General features: G+C 68.7%; 19 protein-coding genes. 12 read left to right on the top strand and 7 right to left on the bottom strand.

Annotated features, from left to right (window positions below):
• The first annotated feature begins 2 nt into the window (after window positions 1-2).
• Window positions 3-1,280 (top strand): MFS transporter, encoded by a 1,278-nt coding sequence (locus Q0C38_RS13295; RefSeq protein ID WP_291297583.1) that lies wholly within the window; start codon window positions 3-5, stop codon window positions 1,278-1,280.
• Here Q0C38_RS13295 and Q0C38_RS13290 read toward each other — a convergent pair.
• The 6 genes from Q0C38_RS13290 to Q0C38_RS13265 are packed head-to-tail and all read right to left on the bottom strand — an operon-like array spanning window position 1,270 to window position 6,068.
• Window positions 1,270-2,025, bottom strand: a complete 756-nt coding sequence (locus tag Q0C38_RS13290; protein ID WP_291297582.1) for an SDR family NAD(P)-dependent oxidoreductase — start codon at window positions 2,023-2,025, stop codon at window positions 1,270-1,272. The genes Q0C38_RS13295 and Q0C38_RS13290 overlap by 11 nt on opposite strands.
• Window positions 2,026-2,028: 3 nt before the next feature.
• The gene (gene rpiB / locus Q0C38_RS13285; protein ID WP_291297581.1) at window positions 2,029-2,475 is read right to left on the bottom strand and encodes a ribose 5-phosphate isomerase B; all 447 of its coding nucleotides are present in this window, start codon (window positions 2,473-2,475) and stop codon (window positions 2,029-2,031) included.
• 12 nt (window positions 2,476-2,487) lie between these two features.
• Window positions 2,488-3,765 (bottom strand): TRAP transporter large permease, encoded by a 1,278-nt coding sequence (locus Q0C38_RS13280; protein WP_291297580.1) that lies wholly within the window; start codon window positions 3,763-3,765, stop codon window positions 2,488-2,490.
• Window positions 3,766-3,774: 9 nt separating this feature from the next.
• Complete coding sequence (locus Q0C38_RS13275; protein ID WP_291297579.1) at window positions 3,775-4,239, bottom strand: TRAP transporter small permease; 465 nt, start codon at window positions 4,237-4,239, stop codon at window positions 3,775-3,777.
• A gap of 23 nt (window positions 4,240-4,262) precedes the next feature.
• Entirely contained in the window at window positions 4,263-5,270 is a 1,008-nt protein-coding gene (locus Q0C38_RS13270) for a TRAP transporter substrate-binding protein (protein WP_291297578.1), read from the bottom strand.
• 39 nt (window positions 5,271-5,309) lie between these two features.
• On the bottom strand, window positions 5,310-6,068 hold the full coding sequence (locus tag Q0C38_RS13265) for a FadR/GntR family transcriptional regulator (RefSeq protein ID WP_291297577.1): 759 nt from the start codon (window positions 6,066-6,068) through the stop codon (window positions 5,310-5,312).
• Between the two features lie 131 nt (window positions 6,069-6,199).
• Here Q0C38_RS13265 and Q0C38_RS13260 point away from each other — a divergent pair, with 131 nt between their 5' ends.
• The 11 genes from Q0C38_RS13260 to Q0C38_RS13210 all read left to right on the top strand — a co-directional run bounded on the left by Q0C38_RS13260 (window position 6,200) and on the right by Q0C38_RS13210 (window position 20,810).
• Window positions 6,200-7,693: an FAD-dependent oxidoreductase gene (locus tag Q0C38_RS13260; protein ID WP_291297576.1), complete on the top strand. Its 1,494-nt coding sequence runs from the start codon at window positions 6,200-6,202 to the stop codon at window positions 7,691-7,693.
• Window positions 7,694-7,791: 98 nt separating this feature from the next.
• Complete coding sequence (locus Q0C38_RS13255; protein ID WP_291297624.1) at window positions 7,792-8,592, top strand: ABC transporter ATP-binding protein; 801 nt, start codon at window positions 7,792-7,794, stop codon at window positions 8,590-8,592.
• On the top strand, window positions 8,589-10,520 hold the full coding sequence (locus Q0C38_RS13250) for a long-chain fatty acid--CoA ligase (protein WP_291297575.1): 1,932 nt from the start codon (window positions 8,589-8,591) through the stop codon (window positions 10,518-10,520). The genes Q0C38_RS13255 and Q0C38_RS13250 overlap by 4 nt, the downstream gene beginning before the upstream one ends.
• 7 nt (window positions 10,521-10,527) lie before the next feature.
• Window positions 10,528-11,421 (top strand): branched-chain amino acid ABC transporter permease, encoded by an 894-nt coding sequence (locus tag Q0C38_RS13245; RefSeq protein ID WP_291297574.1) that lies wholly within the window; start codon window positions 10,528-10,530, stop codon window positions 11,419-11,421.
• A 6-nt stretch (window positions 11,422-11,427) separates the two neighbouring features.
• The gene (locus tag Q0C38_RS13240) at window positions 11,428-12,498 is read left to right on the top strand and encodes a branched-chain amino acid ABC transporter permease (protein ID WP_291297573.1); all 1,071 of its coding nucleotides are present in this window, start codon (window positions 11,428-11,430) and stop codon (window positions 12,496-12,498) included.
• An 86-nt stretch (window positions 12,499-12,584) separates the two neighbouring features.
• A complete protein-coding gene (locus Q0C38_RS13235; protein WP_291297572.1) occupies window positions 12,585-13,865 on the top strand; it encodes an ABC transporter substrate-binding protein in 1,281 nt (426 codons plus the stop codon).
• A 55-nt stretch (window positions 13,866-13,920) separates the two neighbouring features.
• Window positions 13,921-14,769, top strand: coding sequence for an ABC transporter ATP-binding protein (locus Q0C38_RS13230; RefSeq protein WP_291297571.1), 849 nt, complete (start codon window positions 13,921-13,923; stop codon window positions 14,767-14,769).
• A 24-nt stretch (window positions 14,770-14,793) separates the two neighbouring features.
• The gene (locus Q0C38_RS13225) at window positions 14,794-16,050 is read left to right on the top strand and encodes an AMP-binding protein (RefSeq protein ID WP_366937265.1); all 1,257 of its coding nucleotides are present in this window, start codon (window positions 14,794-14,796) and stop codon (window positions 16,048-16,050) included.
• 1 nt (window position 16,051) lies between these two features.
• Complete coding sequence (locus Q0C38_RS13220) at window positions 16,052-17,224, top strand: isovaleryl-CoA dehydrogenase (RefSeq protein WP_291297570.1); 1,173 nt, start codon at window positions 16,052-16,054, stop codon at window positions 17,222-17,224.
• A complete protein-coding gene (locus Q0C38_RS13215) occupies window positions 17,221-18,822 on the top strand; it encodes a carboxyl transferase domain-containing protein (protein WP_291297569.1) in 1,602 nt (533 codons plus the stop codon). The genes Q0C38_RS13220 and Q0C38_RS13215 overlap by 4 nt, the downstream gene beginning before the upstream one ends.
• Before the next feature lie 8 nt (window positions 18,823-18,830).
• Window positions 18,831-20,810, top strand: a complete 1,980-nt coding sequence (locus Q0C38_RS13210) for a biotin carboxylase N-terminal domain-containing protein (RefSeq protein ID WP_291297568.1) — start codon at window positions 18,831-18,833, stop codon at window positions 20,808-20,810.
• Here the strand turns inward: Q0C38_RS13210 and Q0C38_RS13205 are convergent.
• Complete coding sequence (locus tag Q0C38_RS13205; protein WP_291297567.1) at window positions 20,788-21,933, bottom strand: acyl-CoA dehydrogenase family protein; 1,146 nt, start codon at window positions 21,931-21,933, stop codon at window positions 20,788-20,790. The two genes, Q0C38_RS13210 and Q0C38_RS13205, sit on opposite strands and share 23 nt — an antisense overlap.
• Between the last annotated feature and the right edge of the window lie 11 nt (window positions 21,934-21,944).

Here is a 21,944-nt window from a genome sequence, read left to right as displayed (position 1 = left end):
GCATGGATCGCGCGGCCGCGTCTGCGGAGGCCGGGCTCCGGGCGGCGGCGTGGCGGGCTGGCGGCGTCGAATCGCGCTATGCCTGGATCAGGCTGGTGGCGGTGCTGCTGCTCGGCATGATCGGCGGCGTCGGCATGTGGTCGGTCGTCGTGGTCCTGCCCTTCGTGCAGGCCGAGTTCGGCACGGCGCGGGCGGATGCGTCGCTTCCCTATACCTTTGTCATGCTTGGCTTCGTCGGGGGCAGCGTCATCCTCGGCCGCGTGGCTGACCGCTACGGCGCGATGGTGCCGGCGCTGATCGGCGCCTGCTCGCTCGGTGCGGGCTATGTCGCGACGTCATTCGCGCCGTCGATGTTCAGCTTTGCCCTGCTCAGCGGCGTGCTGATCGGGCTGTTCGGCGCATCCGCCGTGTTTGCGCCGCTGGTGGCCGACAGCTCCCGCTGGTTCGACCGCAACCGCGGCATCGCGATGGCGGTGGGTGCCAGCGGCAACTACCTCGCCGGTGCGGTGTGGCCGCCGATCCTCCAGGCGCTCGTCGCCGCCTTCGGCTGGCGCCAGGCGCATCTCGTGGTCGCGGCCGTGTGCGTCACGACGATGATCCCGTTGGCGCTGGTGCTGATGCGCCGCGTGCCGGTGCTCGCCCCGCTCGCCGCGGGGCCGGGCACGGGGGCGGAGCATCCGATGCCGCTCGGCCTCAAGCGGAACACGCTGCAGGGGCTGCTGATGCTCGCGGCCGTATCGTGCTGCGTGGCGATGTCGATGCCACAGGTGCACATCGTCGCCTACTGCGTCGATCTCGGCTACGGCCCCGCGCGGGGGGCGGAGATGCTGTCGCTGATGCTTGGCTTCGGCATCATCAGCCGGCTCGCCAGCGGCGTGATCATGGATCGCATCGGCGGGCTCGCGACGCTGCTGCTCGGCTCGGTGCTGCAGGCGGTGGCGCTCGCGCTGTTCCTGCCGTTCGACGGGCTGATCGCGCTCTACGTCGTCTCTGCCGTGTTCGGGTTGTTCCAGGGCGGCATCGTGCCGGCCTATGCGTTCATCGTGCGCGAGTACCTGCCCGCGCGGGAAGCGGGGCTGCGCGTCGGGCTTGCCATCGCCTGCACGCTCGCCGGCATGGCGCTCGGCGGCTGGCTGTCGGGCGTGATCTTCGACTTCACCGGCTCGTATGACGGCGCGATCCTGAATGGGCTCGCGTGGAACGCACTCAACATCATGATCGTCGCCTGGCTGCTCCGCCGCGCGCTGGGCCGGGCGGAGCCTCGCGTGGCTATAGCCTGAGGCTGTTGCCGCCTTCGACGGCGAGCACGGTCCCGGTGATGTAGGCGGCCTTCTCAGAACACAGGAACATCACCGCGTCCGGCGCATCGCGCCACGCCGTCAGCCGCCCGAGCGGGATCGCGGCCGTGGTGTCGGCGATGTGCTTCTCGCTGAGCGGGCTCACCTCGCTGCCCGCCGCGAAGCCGGGCTCGACGATGTTCACGCGGATGCCGTGCGGGGCGAGCTCCAGCGCGAAGCCCTTGGTGATGCGTTCGAGCGTCGTCTTCGACGTGCAGTAGAGAACCCGCGAGGGGCGGAGCTTGCGCGCGGCCCCTGAGCCGATGGCGATGATGTTGCCGCGCACGCCGGCTGTTATCATCAGCTTCGCCATCTCTCGCGTGACGAGGAAGGGCGCGCGCACGTTCACGCCCATGATCGTGTCGAACTCCTCCGTCGAGGTCTCGACGAGGAGCTTGCCGGGATAGATGCCGGCGTTGTTGATGACGATGTCCGGCGCGCCCCAGCGTTCGGCCACCAGCCGGGCGAGGGAGAGGATCGACGTCTCGTCGGTCAACTCCGTCACGTGGGTGAGTGTCGTCGCGCGGTCGAGGCCGAGTCCGGTCTCGGTGGCCGCGAGCGCATCGGCGCGATTGTCGGTCAGGCACAGCACCGCGCCCGCTTCGGCGAAGGCGCGGGCGAACCAGCGCCCGTAGATGCCGCCCGCGCCCGTGATCAGGACGCGCTTGCCCTGGAACTCGCCCTCCACGTCTCAGGCCTCGCTCTCGAACGCCGTGAGCTTGGCCACGCGGCGGACGTGATCGTCGGTGGCGTTGAACTTCGCGTCGAGGAAGCTGCGCACCAGGTCCTCAGCAAGCCAGGCGCCGACGATCTTGGCCCCGATGCACATCACGTTCACATCGTCATGCTCGACCGACTGGTGCGCCGAATGCGCGTCATGGCACACGGCCGCACGGATGCCGCGCCGCTTGTTCGCCGCGATCGAGGCGCCGACGCCGGTGCCACAGACGAGCATGCCGCGATGCGCGCGGCCATCGGCCACGCGGTCACACACCGCGCGGGCGATGTCAGGGAAATCGACCGGCCTGTCGTCGAAGCTGCCGACATCCTCGACCTCGTGGCCGGCCGCGCGGATGGCAGCGATGACATCGGCCTTCAGCGAGAACCCGGCATGGTCAGAACCGACGACGATCTTCATGGCAGGGCTCCTTCAGCGGATCAGGTGGGGAATGGTGAGGGAGAGAGCGGGAATGTACGTGATCGCGGCGAGTGTGGCGAACAGCGGCACGTAGAACGGCACGAGCGCGCGCAGCAGCGACCGCATGGACACCTTCGCGATGTCCCCGATCAGGAACAGCGCGAGACCCATCGGCGGCGTCAACAGCCCGATCATCAGGTTGAACACGATGGTGAGGCCAAGGTGAACGGGGTCGACGCCGGCCGCGACCACGGGGGGTGCTACGATCGGCACGACGAGCAGTGTGGCCGTCGTGCTGTCGAGGAACATGCCGGTGACGAGGAAGATGACGTTGACGAGCAGCAGCAGCGTGTTGGCATCGGTCGAGAGGCCTGACAGCCAGGCGCCGAAGGCTTGCGGGATCTCCTCGATCGCGAGGATCCAGCCGAACATCGCCGCGGCCGCGACGATGACGAGGATGGCGGCGGTGTTGCGCGCCGAGAGAAGGGCGGCATCGAGCACGTGCGCCACCGTCATCTCGCGGTAGACGACGAAGCCGACGAACAGCACGTAGCAGGCCGTCACGGCCGCCGCCTCGGTCGGCGTGAAGGTGCCCGACAGCATGCCGGTGACGATCAGAACGGGCGCGGCCAGCGCTGGGGCGGCCGGCAGGAAGGCGCGGATGATCTCGCCGATGCGCGGCCAGCGGTCCGATCGCGGATAGCCGGCGCGAAGGGCGACGATCGCAGCCGTCACCATCAGCGCCAGCGTGCAGACGATCGCCGGCAGGATGCCGGCGAGCAGCAGCTGTATGATCGAGACGGAAGTGACCGAGCCATAGACGATCAGCGGGATCGAGGGGGGGAAAATCGGGCCGACCAGCGCGCTCGCCGCCGTCACGGCAGCGGAGAAGGGCGCATCGAAGCCACGCTCCTTCATCGCCTTGATCTCGACGCGGCCAAGGCCGCCCACATCGGCGAGTGCTGCGCCGGAAATGCCCGAGAAGATCAGCGAGGCGACGATGTTGACCTGCGCGAGCCCGCCATGAATGCGCCCAACCAGAACGTCAGCGAAACGAAAGATCCGCTCCGTGATGCCCGAGAGGTTCATCAGGTTGCCGACGAAGATGAAGATCGGCACGGCAACGAGGGGGAAGCTGTCGAGAGCGTAGGTGACGCGGCTGGCGAGCAGCGAGAAGGGCAGGTCCTCGACCACCACGTAGGTGATGGCCGGGATCAGCACGGCGAACACGACCGGCACGCCCGCGATGAACAGCGTGCCGAAGCCCGCGATGACGAGATAGCCGAGCATGCGTGAGGGTCAGACCATGGTCGGGTTTTCGGGGCGCGGGCGGAACAGGCGGTAGAGATGCAGCAGCCCTGCCCCGGCGAAGCCGATGAAGGCCGCTGCGAGGAAGATCCAGAACGGGATGCGCAGCGTTGGCGTCTCGTTGCGCGGGTTGGCGGCCAGCGCCTCCCACACCGCCCAGGCCATCACGAAGGCCGCAATGGTGCAGGCGATGCCGATGGCGAGGTCAGCCGCGCGGCGTCCTCGCCGCGGCAGCATGCCCTTGGCCTCGGCCATCACGATGTCCTCGCCCTTGTCCACCACCAGCGGGTAGGCGAGGAACACGAGCAGGATGAGTGCCATGCGCGCGACCTCCTCTAGCCCCACGATGGGGGCGACGAAGAGATCGCGCAGCACGATCTGCAGGCTCGGCAGGAGCACCAGCGCCGCCAGGCAGGCGACGGAGGCGACCTGCAACGGAAAGCGGACGAACTTCATGCCGCTGACCTGCCGTATCAGCCTCAGCTGATCTGGCCGATCCGCGCGATCAGTGGCGCCCAGGTCGGGAAGTCGGCATTGACCTGCTTCAGCACCGCCTCGCGGAACGCTGCCTGGTTCAGGCCGTTCTCCGGGGTGATGAAGGTCATGCCACGGCCCTGGAGCTCGCCGACCAGCCTGGCCTCGTCGGCCTTCGCCCACGCGAAGCTCTCCGTGCCCTTCTCGCGCAGCGCCTCGGTCACCGCCGCGCGCTCATCGGCCGGCAGGCGCTGCCAGGCGCGGTCGTTGGCGAACACCGCGAGCAGGCTGATCATGTGCCCGGTCATCGACACGTGGCTCTGCACCTCGAACAGCTTGTTGGCGCTGATCATGGTGAGCGGGTTCTCCTGGCCGATGACGAGGCCCGTCATCAGCGCGGTGGGGAGTTCAGCGACCTCGACCGGCGTCGGCACCGCGCCGAAGCCCTTCACCATCGACACCCAGAGGGCGAGCGGCACCGCGCGGAACGGGCGGTTGGCGAGATCGGCCGGCGAGCGGACGGGGAACTTCGACGAGATGTGCCGCGCGCCGCGATAGATGCGCCCGACGATGCGCACGCCGGAGGCAGCGACGAGCTTGTCGTTGATCTCCTTCAGGACCGGCGAGGTGTCAGGGTCGGTCGCGCGCAGCGCATGCTCGCCGTCGCGGTAGATGTACGGTGCGTTGAACACGCCGATCTCGGGCACGAATTTCGCGAGCGCGGCGAAGTCGTGGTGCCCCATCTGGATGGAGCCCTGCTGCACGCCGTCGACCATCTCGGAGACGCCGCCGAGCTGGCTGTTGGGGAACACGCGGATGTCCGTCTTGCCGCCCGACTTGGTGCGCGCGAGCGTGGCAAGCTCCTCGGCGAAGCGCGTCTGCACGTCACCGGCCGCACCCACATGGGCGTAGCGCAGCGTGGCGGCGAGCGCCTCGCTCGGGCTGAGCAGGGTTGCCGCCCCGGTGGCGGCGGCGGCGGCGAGCGCGGTGCGGCGCGTGATGGCGAATGACATGGTGTTTCTCTCCCTTTCGTTGGCAGGCGCGGTAGCAGGTCAGCCCGCGGCGGGCCGTGGAACCTCCGCGAGGCGTTCGCGGCGCAGTTCGTCGCCGATGCGGAAATGGGCGCGCAGCGTCGCATCCGCCCGGTCAGGCTCGCGCGCCATCAGGGCCGCGAACACGGCCCGGTGGGCATCGGCGAGGCTGGCGCGGATGCGCTCCGTCGCGATCGTCTCGCGCCGTCGCGCGACGTGGGAGGCGAGCAGCAGTTCCGCCAGCGTGTCGTGCATCGCGATCAGTGTCGGGCTGGCGGACGCGGCAACTAGGGCAGCGTGGAACGCGGCATCGGCGTGCCCACCGGCCTCGGCGTCATCGAGCGTGGCGAGGATGCCGTCGAGCCCTGCGCGCACGCGGGCAAGCTCTGCGGGGCCGGCGCGGGTGCAGGCGAGCCTGATCGCCTGGCACTCGATGGCGACGCGCGCCTCCATCACGTCCTCCACCGCACCGGCATCGGCGGCGAGGGTGAAGGTGAATACGTCGCGCAGCATCTCGGGCGAGGGGCGGCGGATGACCGAGCCCGAGCCCTGCCGCGTCTCGACCAGGCCGAGCTGCACGAGGCCGCGCAGTGCCTCGCGCAGCACCGGGCGGCTGACACCCAGCGCCGCCGCGAGGTCACGCTCCGGCAACAGGCGATCACCGGGGCGGAGGCGGCCGGCGAGCATCGCGTCCTTGATGTAGCCGATCACGCGGCCGACGCCGGGTACGCCCCGGTCGGGCTCTCTCAGGATCAGCACGGGCTCAGCTTCCATGGCCATGGTCTGACCAATTTCCGCCGTGCCTGCCGTGCCGTCAACCGGGTTGGTGTGCAGTGCACAAAGCGTCCTGCATTGCAGGGCGGGATGCGGCGTGCCTATCGTGCGAACCGTTTCGATTCCGCGAGGAACCCATGGCCAGGACGAAACTCTTCGCTGCGCTCCAGCGCGCCGTGCGCCTTGCCGATGCCGCGGGAAAGCCGGGCGCGCCGCCGCTCGACGAGCTTGCCGCCATGCCTCTCACCCGCCGCGCCGTGCTCGGTGGCGCCGCGGCGCTCGCCACGGTCCCCGCCTTCGCGCAAGCGCGGCGTGACCTCAGCGTCGCGGTCATCGGCGGTGGGCTCGCCGGCCTCGTCTGCGCCGACAGGCTGCGCGGTGCGGGCATCGCCGACGTCACGGTCTACGAGGCGAACCGGCGTATCGGCGGGCGGGTGATCACGGGGCGGGGATCGGCCGGGCCCGGTACGCTGGTGGAACTCGGCGGCAGCTTCATCAACACCGACCACCCGGTCATGCTCGGCCTCGCAAGCCGCTTCGGCCTCGCGCTGGAGGACGGTGCCGAGGGCGCCGATGCAGCACTCACCACCACGTACTGGATCGGCGGGCAGAAACGCAGCCTGGCCGAGATCGCCGCGGCGTCGTCGGATCTCGTCGTGCGACTGGCGACGCTGCGCGATGCGTCCGACGATGCGAAGGCGGTGACCGATCGCCAGTCGGCCGCGGCGCTGCTTGACGCGATGGGCGTGTCGGGCTGGCTGCGCACGCTGCTCGACATCGGGCTCATGCAGGAGATGGGGGCCGAGCCTGGGGCGATGTCCTCGCTCTACCTGATCGAGGCGTTCGCGCCCGATCCGGCCAACCCGAAGCTCGGCCTGTTCTCGTCCGACCAACGCTTCCAGGTGGAAGGCGGGAACGACCGCATTCCCGCAGCCCTCGCCGCCACGCTCGGCGATCGGGTCAGAACCGGCCAGCGCCTCGAGGCGCTGCGGCAGCACGGGCGGCGCTATCGCGTCACGCTGAACGGGCGCGACGTGGTTGCCGATGTCGTCGTGATCGCGATCCCCGCGACGACGCTGCGCGCCGTCACGCTCGACCTGCCGTTGCCGGGACTGACGCGGCGGGCGATCCGCGAACTCGGCTACGGCACCAATGCCAAGCTGTTCGCAGGCGTGTCGTCACGCCCCTGGCGCGATGAGAGCGTGAGCGGGGAATGCCTGAACGACCTCGGCTTCCAGACGGTGTGGGAGGATCATGCCGGCCCTGGCGCCGGCGGGGCGGGTGCGCTGACCATCTTCGCCGGCGGCGAGGCGGGCCGTGGCTTCGGCCGCGGTGCGCCGGCCGCGCGCGCGAAGGATATCACCGCGCGTCTCGACACGGTGTTCCCCGGCACGGCAGCAGCCTTCACCGGCGGGGCGGAGCGGATGCATTGGCCCTCGAACCCCTATGTCGGTGGCTCCTACTCCTGCTTCCGGCCTGGGCAGTGGTATGGGTTCTCCGACGCGTTCGTCTCTTCGGGCGGGGTGTTCTTCGCCGGCGAGCATACGAGCGGACAGCATTCCGGCTACATGGAAGGCGGGGCGGAGAGTGGGCTTGCGGCGGCGGAGGCGATCCTCGACAGGCATGGCTAGCGGGGTTTGCTTGCGGCGCAATCGGGCCGCCAGTTAAGCTCCCGCCAATGCGCACGAAGCGCTGATCCCTGGGAGACGCCCTGGTGCAGACCACGCCGATGCTGGAGGCCGCGCATGTCTCGCTGCGCTTCGGTGGCGTGCGTGCGCTGACCGATGTGTCCTTCGCCGTCCGCCCGGGCGAGCTGTTCTCGATCATCGGCCCGAACGGGGCGGGCAAGACCTCGATGGTGAACTGCATCTCCGGCCGCTACCGGCCGACGGAGGGCAGCATCAGCTTCGAGGGCGCCGACATCACCTCACTCAGGCCCAATGCGCGCGCGGGCCTCGGCATCGGCCGCACCTTCCAGAACCTGGCGCTGTTCGGGCACATGACGGTGCTCGACAACATCATGGTCGGCCGCCACCACCTGCTGAAGCACGGCTTCCTCACCGGCATGGTCTACTGGCTCGGCGGCGCGCAGAAGGAGGAGCTCCGCCACCGCCGCGAGGTCGAGGACATCATCGATTTCCTCGAGATCCAGCACGTGCGGAAGGCCCAGGCCGGAACGCTGAGCTACGGCCTGCGCAAGCGCGTGGAACTCGCCCGCGCCGTTGCCCTCCGCCCCAAGCTGATCCTGCTCGATGAGCCGATGGCGGGCATGAACCTCGAGGAAAAGGAGGACATGGCCCGCTTCATCATCGACCTCAACGAGGAATGGGGGATGACGGTGATCATGATCGAGCACGACATGGGCGTGGTGATGGACATCAGCCACCGCGTCATGGTGCTCGATTTTGGCAAGAAGATCGCCGAGGGCGCGCCGGACGAGGTGATGGCGAACGAGCATGTGCGTCGCGCCTATCTTGGCGAGGCCGACGAGGTGCTGGTCGATCCTGACGAGGCCGCCCCCGTGTCATGACCGTACTTCCCGACCCGCGGCAATACGATACGCTGCCGAAACTCCTCGCGCTGCATGCGCGTGAGCATGGCAGCGACATCGCGCTGCGCGAGAAGGATTTCGGCATCTGGCGCACCATCACCTGGGGCGAATACCATGCGCGCACGCGGTCGATCGCGCTGGGGCTTCGCGCGCTCGGTGTCACGGCGGGGGAAACCGTCGGGCTGATCGGCGACAACAGGCCCGATTGGGTGATGGGCGAGATCGCCACCCATGCTGTCGGCGCGATGAGTCTCGGCATCTACCGCGACGCGCTCGACGAGGAGGTGGCCTACCTGCTTGCCTACGCCGAGGCGTCAGTGGTGCTGGCCGAGGATGAGGAGCAGGCCGACAAGCTGCTGGCGATGGGCGATCGCGTGCCCGGCCTCCGCCACATCGTGTTCGCCGACCCGCGCGGGATGCGCAAGCATGACGATCCGCGGCTGATGTCGCTCGCCGACCTGATTGCCCGCGGCGAGGCGCTGCACGCAGCAGAACCCGGGCTGTATGAAGGGATGGTGGCCGCAGGTGACGGCGAGGCGATCGCCATTCTCTGCACGACATCGGGCACCACGGCGCGGCCGAAGCTCGCGATGCTGACATCGGGTGCGCTGATCCGGCACTGCGCCTCCTATCTCGGCGCCGATCCGAAAGGGCCGGAGGATGAGTACGTCTCGGTCCTGCCGCTGCCCTGGATCATGGAGCAGATCTACGCCCTCGGCTTTGCGCTGCTCTCGCGCATGAAGGTGAATTTCGTCGAGGAGCCCGAGACGATGCTCGCCGACTTCCGCGAGATCGGGCCCAGCTTCGTGCTGTTCGCGCCCAGGCTCTGGGAACAGATCGCGGCCGATGTGCGCGCGCGCATCATGGACGCCTCCCCCTTCAAGCGGCGCATGTACGAGTACGCCATGAAGATCGGGCTCGCCGCGCTCGACCAGGGCCGCCGTTCGTGGCTTGCCGATGCGCTGCTGTTCCGTGCGCTGCGCGATCGCCTCGGCTTCTCGCGCATCACCTCCGCCGCGACCGGCGGGGCCGCGCTCGGGCCCGAGACGTTCCGCTTCTTCCTCGCCCTCGGCGTGCCGCTGCGCCAGCTCTACGGCCAGACGGAGCTGCTCGGCGCCTACACGTTGCACAAGGCGAACGAGGTCGACTTCAACACGGTGGGCGTGCCGTTCGATGCCTCGATCGAGGTGACGATCGACCAGCCGGACGCGAACGGCGTGGGCGAGATCGTCACGCGCCATCCCAACCGCTTCTCCGGCTACTACCGCTCCGACGAAGGCGCGGGCGACCTGCGCGATGGCTGGCTGCACACGGGCGATGCCGGCTATTTCGATGCCAGGGGCCAGCTCGTGGTGATCGACCGCATCAAGGATATCGCGATCACGGCGGGCGGTGACCGGTTCAGCCCGCAATTCATCGAGAACAAGCTGAAGTTCAGCCCCTATGTGGCCGAGGCGGTGATCCTCGGCGATGCCCGCGACTTCCTCGCGGCGATGATCTGCATCCGCTACCCCGTCGTGTCGAAATGGGCGGAGCGCCAGCGCATCTCCTTCACCACCTACAGCGACCTCGCCGCCAAGGCCGAGGTGGCGGAACTGCTGCGCCACGAGGTCGAGACGGTGAACGCGGGCCTGCCCGAGGCGCAGCGCATCCGCAAGTTCCTGCTGCTCTACAAGGAGCTCGACGCCGACGACGACGAACTTACCCGCACGCGCAAGGTCCGCCGCGGCGTGATCGGCCAGAAATACGGCGACATCATCGACGCGATCTATGGCGGCAGGCCTGCCATCCCCGTCGATACCGTGATCAAGTTCCAGGACGGCACGACGCAGCGCATCCGCACCACGCTTGCGGTGGTCGAGCTTCTGCCCGTGCCGTCGCCGGCGCACGCACCGGCCACAGCATGAGGCATCCATGAACTGGGAATTGCTGTTCCAGCTGACGCTCAACGGGCTGATCGTCGGTGCCCTCTACGGCGTCGTCGCGATGAGCTTCGTGCTGATCTACAAGGCGAGCCAGGTGGTGAACTTCGCGCAGGGCGAGTTCCTGCTCGTCGGCGCCTGGGCGTGCTGGTGGCTGCTGACCACCTTCCAATTGCCCTTCATCGCCGGCTTCCTGCTCACCCTCGTGTTCATGACGCTGTTCGGGTTGATCCTGCAGGTGGTGGTGCTGCGGCCGCTGATCGGCGAGCCGGTGATCAGCGTGATCATGGTCACGATCGGGCTGTCGATCTTCTTCCAGGCGCTGATGAAGTGGCTGTTCGGCGTGTTCGCCCAGCCCTTCCCGCCGATCTTCGAGACCAACAAGGTGAACATCGCCGGCCTTGAGGTGCAGACGGTGTATCTGCTCTCGCTCGCGATCTCACTCGTCATCATGGGCGGCTTCGCCTGGTTCTTCACCGTCTCGAAGCACGGGCTTGCGATGCGCGCGACGGCGTTCGACCAGCAGGTCGCGCAGTCGCTCGGCATCTCGGTGCGGCAGGTGTTCGCGATGTCCTGGGCGATCTCGGCCGTGGTGTCGTCGGTCGCGGGCGTCGTCGTCGGCGTGGTGAACGGGGTGTCCTCGGCGCTGTCATTCTACGGCATCAAGGTGTTTCCCGCCGTCATCCTCGGCGGGCTCGACAGCGTGGTGGGCGCGGTGGTGGGCGGGCTCATCATCGGCGTGCTCGAGAACGTCGCGCATTTCGTCGACAGCGAGTTCCTGAACTGGGGCAACATGTTCCAGATCGCGCCGTTCTACGTCCTGATCATCATCCTCATGATCAAGCCCTACGGCCTGTTCGGCACAAAAAACATCGAGCGGGTGTAGACCAGCATGGCCGGCATCTCCCTCACCCCCTGCGGCGATTTCCGCGAGAGTTACCGCGCCGACACGACGATCTTCCCGACCCGGCTCTCGCGCGCCTTCGCGATCGCCGCCGTCGGCCTCGCCTGCCTCGCCCCGCTGACGGGCGACCGCTACATGCTCAGCCTGCTGATCCAGTCGGGGTATCTCGGCATCGCCGCGCTCGGGCTCAACGTTCTCGTCGGCTTCACCGGGCAGATCTCGATCGGGCATGCGGCATTCTTCGGCGTCGGCGCCTTCTCCTCGGCCTTCCTGGTCGAGCATGGCGTGCCGGTGTTCTTCGCCATCCCGCTTGCCGGCATCATGACGACGGCGGTCGGCATGGTGTTCGGCCTGCCGGCGGCGCGGCTGAAGGGACTCTACCTCGCCATCGCCACGCTCGCCGCCCAGTTCATCATCGAGGATTTCTTCGCCCGTGCACGCTGGTTCACCGGCGGCGTCGCCGGGCGGGTGACGGAGCCGTTCAGCGTGTTCGGCTTCCGCTTCGACACGAACGAGACTTATTTCTATGTCGTGCTGGCCTATGTCGTGCTGATGTTCGTCTCGGCCGCGAACCTGATGCGCACGCGTGACGGCCGCGCACTCATCGCGGTGCGTGACCATTATCTCTCCGCCGAGATGATGGGCATCAACCTCACCTACTACCGGACGCTCAGCTTCGGCATCTCCTCGTTCTATGCCGGCATCGGCGGGGCGCTCTACGCCCACTACCTGCTGTTCGTCTCGGTCGAGGCGTTCAACATCCTGTTCTCGATCCAGTTCCTCGCCATGATCATCATCGGCGGGCTCGGCTCGGTGATGGGCTCGCTGATGGGGGCGGTGTTCATGACGATGCTGCCGGAGATCGTGCAATGGCTGGCCGACGGGCTGGCCGGCAGCCCGATCGACCGTGCGCTCGGCCTCGGCTCTGCCGTCAGCTACCTGCGGGAGATGACGATCGGGGCGGCGATCGTGCTGTTCCTCATTTTCGAGCCCGATGGCCTCGCCCGCCGCTGGCGGCTCATCAAGGCGTACTGGAAGCTCTATCCGTTCTCGCACTAAGCTCGCGGCATCGCCGCGGGGAACCGGGGGCACGAGCCCCGCAACGGCAAAGCACAAGGAGGGAGTCGATGCGTCATTGCAATGGAATGAGGGCCCTGCTGCTCGGAGGCGCGGTGGCGCTGGGCCTTGGCGGCGTGGCGGAGGCGCAGACGCGCATTCCCGTCGGGCATCTGATGGACAATTCCGGGCCGACCTCCGACGTGGGCGTTCCCTATGGCCAGGGCGTGGCTGACGCGCTCGCCTGGGTGAACCGCACGCGCGGCGGCGTCGCCGGGCGACAGCTGAACGTCTCGGGGTTCGACTACGGCTACCAGGCGCCGCGCGCCATCGCGCAGTACCAGGCGTGGGTGCAGCGCGAGCGCGTCGTCGCCATCCAGGGCTGGGGCACGGTCGACACCGAGGCGCTGATCACCTTCGTCACGCGTGACCGCATTCCCTACATCTCCGGCTCCTACTCCGCCGCGCTGACCGACCCGACGGGCCGCGCCCCGCGGGCGGACAAGGCAGCGCCGTTCAACTTCTTCTACGGTCCGTCCTATTCCGATGCGCTGCGCGCGATGATCCAGTGGGCGGCCGAGGACTGGAAGGCGAAGGGCAGGCCGGGGCGTCCGAAATACGTCCATATGGGCGCAAACCACCCGTACCCGAACTCGCCCAAGGCGGCGGGCGAGGCGCTCGCGGCGGAGCTCGGCTTCGACGTGCTGCCCGCGGTGCAGTTCACCCTGGCACCGGGCGATTTCACCGCCCAGTGCCTGACGCTGCGCAACTCCGGCGCCAACTACGCCTATCTCGGCAACACGGCGGGCTCCAACATCTCGGTGCTGCGCGCCTGCCAGACGGCGGGGGTGAACGTGCAGTTCCTCGGCAATGTCTGGGGCATGGACGAGAACGCGATGAAGGCTGCCGGTGCTGCGGCGAACGGCGTGGTGTTCCCGCTGCGCACGGCCGTCTCGTGGGGCGGTGATGCGCCGGGCATGGCGAATGCGCGTGCAATCAGCCAGGGTGGCGCCACCGCGCAGGCCGAGTATCGCCCCGTGCACTATCTCGCCGGCATCTGCTCGGCGATGCTGATGGTCGAGGCGATGGAAACCGCCGCGACCGGGGGCCAGGTGACGGGCGACCGCATCCGCGAGGGCTTCTACGCCCGGCAGAGATGGGTGCCGCGCGGCTTCGAGGGCGTGTGCAAGCCCTCGACCTTCACGGTCGAAGATCACCGCGGGCAGATGGCGATCTCGCTCTACCGCGCGGTCGTGTCCGGCGACACCACGCAGGGCTCGGTGGCGGAGCTTATGCGCAACGGCACGATGAAGCTCGAGCCGGTGACCGAGATCACCCTCGAGCGCCGCCAGGACTGGCTCGGCTGGTGACGATGGATCGCGTGGCGGCGGGGCAACCCGCCGCCCGCACCTGCGGGAGACGGTGATGGACAGCTTGCCGGAAAACGCCACCGCCCCCCGCGCGCCACGGCTCGTCGATACGCTGCCGTCGCTCCTCGAGGTGAACAACATCGAGGTCGTCTACAACGACGTGATCCTCGTTCTCCGCGGCCTTTCGCTGAAGGTGCCGCAGGGGCATATCGTGGCGCTCCTCGGCGCGAACGGGGCGGGGAAATCGACCACGCTGAAGGCGATCAGCGGCCTGCTCAAGACCGAGGAAGGCGAGATCACGCGCGGCGACGTGATGTTCGCCGGCGAGCGCATCAACGGCATCGATCCCGATCGCATCGTCCGCCGCGGCATCTTCCAGGTGATGGAGGGGCGGCGGATCATCTCCGACATGACGTGCATCGAGAACCTCCGCCTCGGCGCCTTCACCCGCCGCGACAACGGCGTGAAGGACGATATCGAGCGCGTGTTCGGCTATTTTCCCCGGCTGCGAGAGCGCACCGGGCTTGCCGGCTACCTCTCGGGCGGCGAGCAGCAGATGCTCGCCATCGGCCGCGCGCTGATGGCACGGCCGAAGCTGATCCTGATGGACGAGCCCTCGATGGGTCTCTCGCCGCTGCTGGTGAAGGAGGTGTTCGGCATCATCCGCCGGCTGAACCGCGAGCTCGGCATCACCATCCTGCTCGTCGAGCAGAACGCGCGGATGGCGCTTTCCGTCGCCAGTTACGGCTATGTGATGGAACAAGGCAAGATCGTGCTCGATGGCACGGCCGAAGCCCTTGCCGACAACGAGGACGTCAAGGAATTCTACCTCGGCGGCCATGGGGCCGAGCGGAAGAGCTTCCGCAACCTCAAGAGCTATAAGCGCCGCAAGCGCTGGCTCTGAGCAGGGCGGCTGGAGGGCAAGGGTTTGGCAGTCACGCGCCGTCGCGAGGGTGAGTTCTTCGACGTTCTGGAGGCCCGCGATCCGCAGGCGCGCGAGGAAGGGCTCATGGCCTCCCTCGCCGCGCATATCGGGCAGGCGAAGGCGCAGGCACCCTACTATGCCCGCGTGCTCCAGCACGTCGAGGCGAACCAGGTGGGGAGCCGTGCGGCGCTCGCGCAGCTGCCGCTGACGCGGAAATCAGATCTCGTGACGCTCCAGGCAGGCCGCCCGCCCTTCGGCGAGCTCATCGCCATCCCGCCGGGGCGGCTGGCGCGCATCTTCGTCAGCCCCGGCCCGATCTTCGACCCCGAGGCACCTGGACGTGACTTCTTCCGCTTCGCCCGCGCGCTGTTCGCGACCGGTCTGCGCGCCGGGCAGATCCTGCACAACACCTTCGGCTACCACTTCACGCCCGCGGGGATGATGCTGGAATCAGGCGCGCGCGCCCTCGGCAGTGCCGTCGTGCCGGCTGGCCCCGGCAACCTTGAGCTCCAGGCGCGGGCGATCGCGCATCTGCGCAGTCATTGCTATGCCGGAACGCCGGACTTCCTGAAGGCGATCATCGAGAAGGGCGAGGAGCTCGGCCTCGACCTCGCGACGCTGCGCCGCGGCCATGTCACGGGCGGCGCCTACACGCCTTCCCTCCGCGCCTGGTACGCCGAGCGCGGCCTCACCGTGCTGCAGAGCTACGGCACCGCCGATCTCGGCCTTGTGGCTTACGAGAGCGAGGCGCGCGAGGGCATGATCCTCGACGAGTTCGTGATCGTCGAGATCGTCCGCCCCGGCACGGGCGACCCGTTGCCCGATGGCGAGGTGGGCGAGGTCGTCGTCACGCTGCTGGTGCCCGAGTATCCGCTGATCCGCTTCGCCACCGGCGATCTCTCCGCCGTCTTGCCTGGGGAATCGCCCTGCGGGCGCTCCAACATGCGCATCAAGGGCTGGATGGGCCGGGCAGACCAGGCGGCCAAGGTGAAGGGCATGTTCGTGCGGCCCGAACAGATCGCCGATCTCGCGAGGCGGTTCCCCGATCTCGGCCGGATCCGGCTCGTGGTCGACCGCGCCGGCGATACCGATACGATGACGCTTCACGCAGAAGCGCCCGCGCCTGACGAGGCGCTGGCCGCGAGGCTGGCCGAGGCGTTGCAGGCGATCACCAAGCTGCGCGGCACCGTGACACTCGCTGCCCCCGGCTCGCTGCCGAATGACGGGCGCGTCATCGAGGACGTACGGAAGGTGGAATGAGATGATCCCGAACCGGCTGGCCACGCTCGAGTTCGACCATGGCGAGGAGATCGCCATGCTTCGCGACAGCGTGCGCGCCTTCTCCGCCGACCGCATCGCCCCGCTCGCCGCCGAGATCGACCGCACCGACGAGTTCCCCCGCCATCTCTGGCCCGAGATGGGCGCGCTCGGCCTGCACGGCATCACCGTCGGCGAGGAGCATGGCGGCGCGGGCCTCGGCTATCTCGCCCATTGCGTGGCAATGGAGGAGGTGAGCCGCGCCTCGGCTTCCGTCGGCCTCTCCTACGGCGCGCATTCGAACCTCTGCATCAACCAGATCAAGCTGAACGGCAGCGACGAGCAGAAGCGCCGCTACCTGCCGAAGCTGATCAGCGGCGAGCATCTCGGCGCGCTGGCGATGAGCGAGCCTGGTGCCGGCTCCGACATCGTGTCGATGACGCTGAAGGCAGAGAAGCGCGGGGATCGCTTCGTGCTCAACGGTACGAAGATGTGGATCACCAACGCGCATTATGCCGAGACGCTGGTCGTCTACGCCAAGACCAACCCCGCTTCCGGCAAGGACGGCATCACCGCCTTCATCGTCGAGAGCGGCTTCAAGGGATTCCGGCCCGCGCAGAAGCTCGACAAGCTCGGCATGCGCGGCAGCCCGACGAGCGAGCTGGTGTTCGAGGATGTCGAGGTGCCGGAGGAGAACGTGCTCGGCCGCGTCGGCGGCGGCGTGCGCGTGCTGATGAGCGGGCTCGACTATGAGCGCGCGGTGCTCGCCGCGGGCCCCCTCGGCATCATGCAGGCGTGCATGGATGTCGTTCTGCCCTACGTGCATGAGCGCAAGCAGTTCGGCCAGGCGATCGGCGAGTTCCAGCTCGTGCAGGGCAAGCTCGCCGACATGTACACGAGCTTCTCAGCCTGCCGCGCCTACGTGTACGCGGTGGCCGAGGCGTGCGACCGCGGGCGCGTGACGCGGAAGGATGCAGCGGGCGCGATCCTCTACGCCGCCGAGGCCGCGACCAAGATGGCCCTCGACGCGATCCAGCTTCTCGGCGGCAACGGCTACATCAACGAGTATCCGACGGGCCGGCTGCTGCGGGACGCGAAGCTCTACGAGATCGGCGCCGGAACGAGCGAGATCAGGCGCATGCTGATCGGCCGCGAGCTGTTCCGCGAGACCGCGTGAGCAGGCTTCCCTCAAGCGTCGACACGCGGTCTGACGCGTTCCGCCGCAACGCCGCAGCCAACGCAGCCTCCCTCGCCGAGCTCGAGGCGCGCGTCGCGGAGGCAGCGCAAGGCGGGAACGAGGCCTCGCGCGCGCGGCACGTCTCGCGCGGCAAGCTGCTCCCGCGGGAGCGCGTCGAGGCGCTGCTCGATCCGGGCACACCGTTCCTCGAACTCTCGCCGCTCGCCGCCTTCGGCATGTATGGGGGCGAGGTGCCGGCGGCGGGGATGATCACCGGCGTCGGCCGCGTCGCGGGGCGGGAGTGCGTGATCGTCGCCAACGACGCGACGGTGAAGGGCGGCAGCTACTATCCGCTGACGGTCAAGAAGCACCTCCGCGCCCAGGAGGTGGCAGAGGCGAACAACCTGCCCTGCATATACCTCGTGGACAGCGGCGGGGCGAACCTGCCGAACCAGGACGAGATCTTTCCGGATCGCGATCATTTCGGCCGCATCTTCTTCAACCAGGCGCAGATGTCTGCCAAGGGCATCCCGCAGATCGCGGTGGTGATGGGAAGCTGCACGGCGGGCGGCGCCTATGTGCCGGCGATGTGCGACGAGAGCATCATCGTCCGCAACCAGGGAACGATCTTCCTCGCCGGCCCCCCGCTCGTGAAGGCAGCGACGGGCGAGGTCGTGACGGCAGAGGACCTCGGCGGGGCGGATGTGCACACGCGCATCTCGGGCGTGGCCGACCACATGGCGAACGACGATGCGCATGCCCTCGGCCTCTGCCGGCGCATCGTCGGCCATCTCGGCGGCGCGCGCCCCGTGCTGCAGCGCGCACCACGCCCGCCTGCCTATGACCCGGCGGAGCTTGCAGGCATCGTGCCGCCCGATACGCGCACGCCCTACGATGTGCGCGAGGTGATCGCCCGCATCGTCGACGGGTCGGAGCTTGACGAGTTCAAGCACCGCTACGGCACCACCATCGTCTGTGGCTTCGCCCACATCTGGGGCCAGCCTGTCGGCATCATCGCCAACAACGGCATCCTGTTCAGCGAGAGCGCGCTCAAGGCTGCGCATTTCGTCGAGCTGTGCAGCCAGCGGAACGTTCCGCTCGTGTTCCTCCAGAACATCGCTGGCTTCATGGTTGGGCGGAAATACGAGGCGGGCGGCATCGCGAAGGACGGTGCCAAGCTTGTCACGGCGGTGGCCACCACGGCGGTGCCGAAATTCACCGTACTGATCGGCGGCTCGTTCGGGGCGGGCAACTACGGCATGTGCGGGCGCGCCTATTCGCCGCGCTTCCTGTTCACCTGGCCGAACAGCCGCATCAGCGTGATGGGCGGCGAGCAGGCGGCCTCCGTTCTCGCCACCATCCGCGCCGATGCCGCGGCCGCGCGCGGCGAGGCGTGGCCCGAGGCCGAGCAGGAGGCATTCAAGGCGCCGATCCGCGAGAAGTACGAACGCGAAGGCAGCCCCTACTACGCGACCGCGCGGCTCTGGGATGACGGGATCATTCCGCCTGCGAAAACCCGTGACGTGCTCGGCCTTGCCATCGGCGCCGCGTTGAACGCGCCGATCGCGCCGACGCGCTTCGGCCTGTTCCGGATGTGAGGGCGGCGATGTTCCGCTCCCTCATGGTGGCCAATCGCGGCGAGATCGCCGTGCGCGTGTTCCGCACGGCGCGGCGCATGGGGCTGCGCTGCATCGCCGTTCATTCCGAGGCCGATGCGGGTGCGATGCATGTGGCGATGGCGGACGAGGCGATCGCCATCGGTCCGGCAGCGGCCGCCGAGAGCTACCTGCGCATCGAGCGGATCATCGAGGCCGCCCGGCGAACGGGGGCAGAGGCGATCCACCCGGGCTACGGCTTCCTCTCAGAGAACCCGGCTTTCGCCGAGGCGTGCGCGGCGGCCGGCATCGCCTTCGTTGGGCCCGGCCCCGCTGCGATGCGCGCGATGGGCGGGAAGGCAGCGGCGAAGGCGCTGATGGAGAAGGCGGGCGTTCCCCTCGTGCCAGGCTATCACGGGGCGGCACAGGACCCGGGCCTGCTCGCCGCCGAGGCTTCGCGCATCGGCTACCCGGTGCTGATCAAGGCCTCTGCCGGCGGCGGGGGCAGGGGGATGCGCGTCGTCGCCGACGCTGCCGCGTTCGTCGAGGCGCTGGCCGGCGCGCAGCGCGAAGCGTCAGCCTCGTTCGGCGATGCGCAGGTGCTCGTCGAGAGGTACCTCACCCGCCCGCGCCACATCGAGGTGCAGGTGCTGGCCGATACGCACGGCACCACGCTCGCGCTCTCGACGCGTGATTGTTCGATCCAGCGCCGCCACCAGAAGATCGTCGAGGAAGCGCCGGCACCCTTCATCTCCGATGCGATGCGCACAGGCATCGAGGCCGCCGCCGTCGCCGCGGCGCGGGCCGTCGGCTATGTCAACGCCGGAACGATCGAGTTCATCGCCGAGGATGACGCGTTCTTCTTCATGGAGATGAACACGCGCCTGCAGGTCGAGCATCCGGTGACGGAGGCGGTGACGGGGCTCGACCTCGTCGAATGGCAGCTTCGCATCGCTGCCGGCGAGGCGCTGCCATTCACCACTGCACCCGCCGTCACCGGCCACGCGGTCGAGGTGCGCCTCTGTGCCGAGGACCCGCGCGCCGGCTGGCGCCCGTCCACCGGCAGGCTCTCGCGCTTCGTGATGCCCGACGGCGAGGGCGTGCGCGTCGATACCGGCGTGCGCGAGGGTGACAGCGTCACGCCGCACTACGATTCCATGATCGCCAAGATCATTGCCCATGGCGGGACGCGCGGCGACGCGATCGCCCGGCTCCGCGCCGCGCTGGCGGCAACGCGCGTCGAGGGCGTTGCCACGAACCTCGATGCGCTCGCCGCCATCCTCGCCCACGCGGGCTTTGCCGAGGCGGCGCCGACCACGGGCTTCATCGCCGCGCACGAGGATGTCGTGCTCGCCCCACCGCCGCCGGCACCGACGCGCGCGCTGATCGCTGCCGCCGTAGCCGTTCTCGTGGCGGAACGTGATGCCGAGGGTGGCGCGGGCCCCTGGTGCCGGCATGACGGCTGGCGCCTCTTCGGCAGGGCACGGCGGACGCTGACGCTGCGCGCCGGCGATCGTCCTGTCACGCTCGCGATCGCCTACGGTCCCGCGGCGTGGGAGATCACGCTCGACGGCGCTACCCACAACGTCTCGGCCGAGGCTGGCCCGCCGATGCGCGTGCGCATCGACGATGCGCGCTACGTCGCCGATTGCAGCCTGCGCGACGGCAGCGTGGGCGTGACGCTGCCGGGCCAGGGGTCATGGCGCATCGCGGTCGAGGATGCGCTCACCCCGGCCTCCGGCGATCTCGCGGGCGATGACCGCATCGCCTCGCCCATCCCCGGCCGCGTCGCCGCCGTGCTGTGTGTCGCGGGCGATGCCGTCACGCGCGGGCAGGTGCTCGTGGTGATCGAGGCGATGAAGACCGAGTTGCGGATCGCCGCCCCCGTCGACGGCACGGTCGCGCGCGTCGACGTTGCGGCCGGCGACCAGGTCGAGGAGGGGATGGAACTCGTGAAACTGGAGGCCGCTACAGCATCCGCCCCAGGATGATCTTCTGCACGTCCGACGTGCCCTCGTAGATCTGGCAGACGCGCACGTCGCGATAGATGCGCTCGACGGGATAATCGGCGAGGTATCCGTAGCCGCCGAGCGTCTGGATCGCCGCCGAGCACACCGCTTCCGCCACCTCGGAGGCGAACAGCTTCGCCATGCAGGCGGCTTCCAGCGCAGGTTCGCCGGCATCCTTCAGGCGGCAGGCGTGGTGGGTGAGCTGCCGTGCGGCCTCGAGCTTCGTCCTGGCCTCGACCAGGCGGAACTGCACCGCCTGGTGGCGGATGATCGGCTCGCCGAACGACTGCCGCTCCTTGGCGTAGGCGATGGCGTAGTCGAGCGCGGCGCGGGCCATGCCGAGGCTCTGCGCGGCGATCCCGATGCGGCCCGCCTCGAGCGTCGACAGCGCGATGCGATAGCCTTCGCCGGGCGCACCGATCATCGCATCCCCAGGCACCATCATGCTCTCGAAATGGAGCGAGCACGTATCGGACGCGTGCTGGCCGAGCTTCTCCTCCGTGCGCGCGACCACGAAGCCCTTCGCATCGGTCGGAACGATGAAGCAGGAGATTCCCTTCTTGCCGGCGGCGGGATCGGTTACGGCAAACAGCACGCACACCTTCGCGATGCGTCCGTTCGAGATGAACTGCTTCGCCCCGTCGATCACCCAGCCGCCATCCGTTCGAACCGCCCGCGTGCGCAGCGCCGAGGCGTCCGAGCCCGCCTGGGGTTCGGTGAGCGCGAAACAGGAGATAGCCTCGCCCGATGCCATCGGGCGCAGCCAGTGCTCCTTCTGTGCCTCGGTACCGAAACGTTCCAGGATCAGGCAGGTTGGGGAATTGTGCACGGAAAGCACGGTGGAGACCGAGCCGTCGCCGGCCGCGATTTCCTCGAGCGCCATGGCGTAGGTGAGATAGTCGAGCCCCGCGCCGCCCCAGTCGGGAGAGACGGTCGCGCCGAGGAAGCCGAGCGCGCCAAGCTCCTCCAGGATCTCGGGCTCCACCGCACCGGCGCGGGCCCGCGCGTCGGCGCCGGGCGCGAGCTTCTCGGCAGCGAAGGCCCGGGCAGTCTCGACCACCATGGTGCGCGTATCGGCGATATCAGCCGGGGTGCGATCAAGCATCGTCGTCTCCG

This window comes from Elioraea sp., assembly GCF_022842375.1.
GTDB lineage: Bacteria > Pseudomonadota > Alphaproteobacteria > Acetobacterales > Acetobacteraceae > Elioraea_A.
Note: the sequence above shows the minus strand (reverse complement) of the source record. Positions and strands in the feature narration are given on the sequence as shown.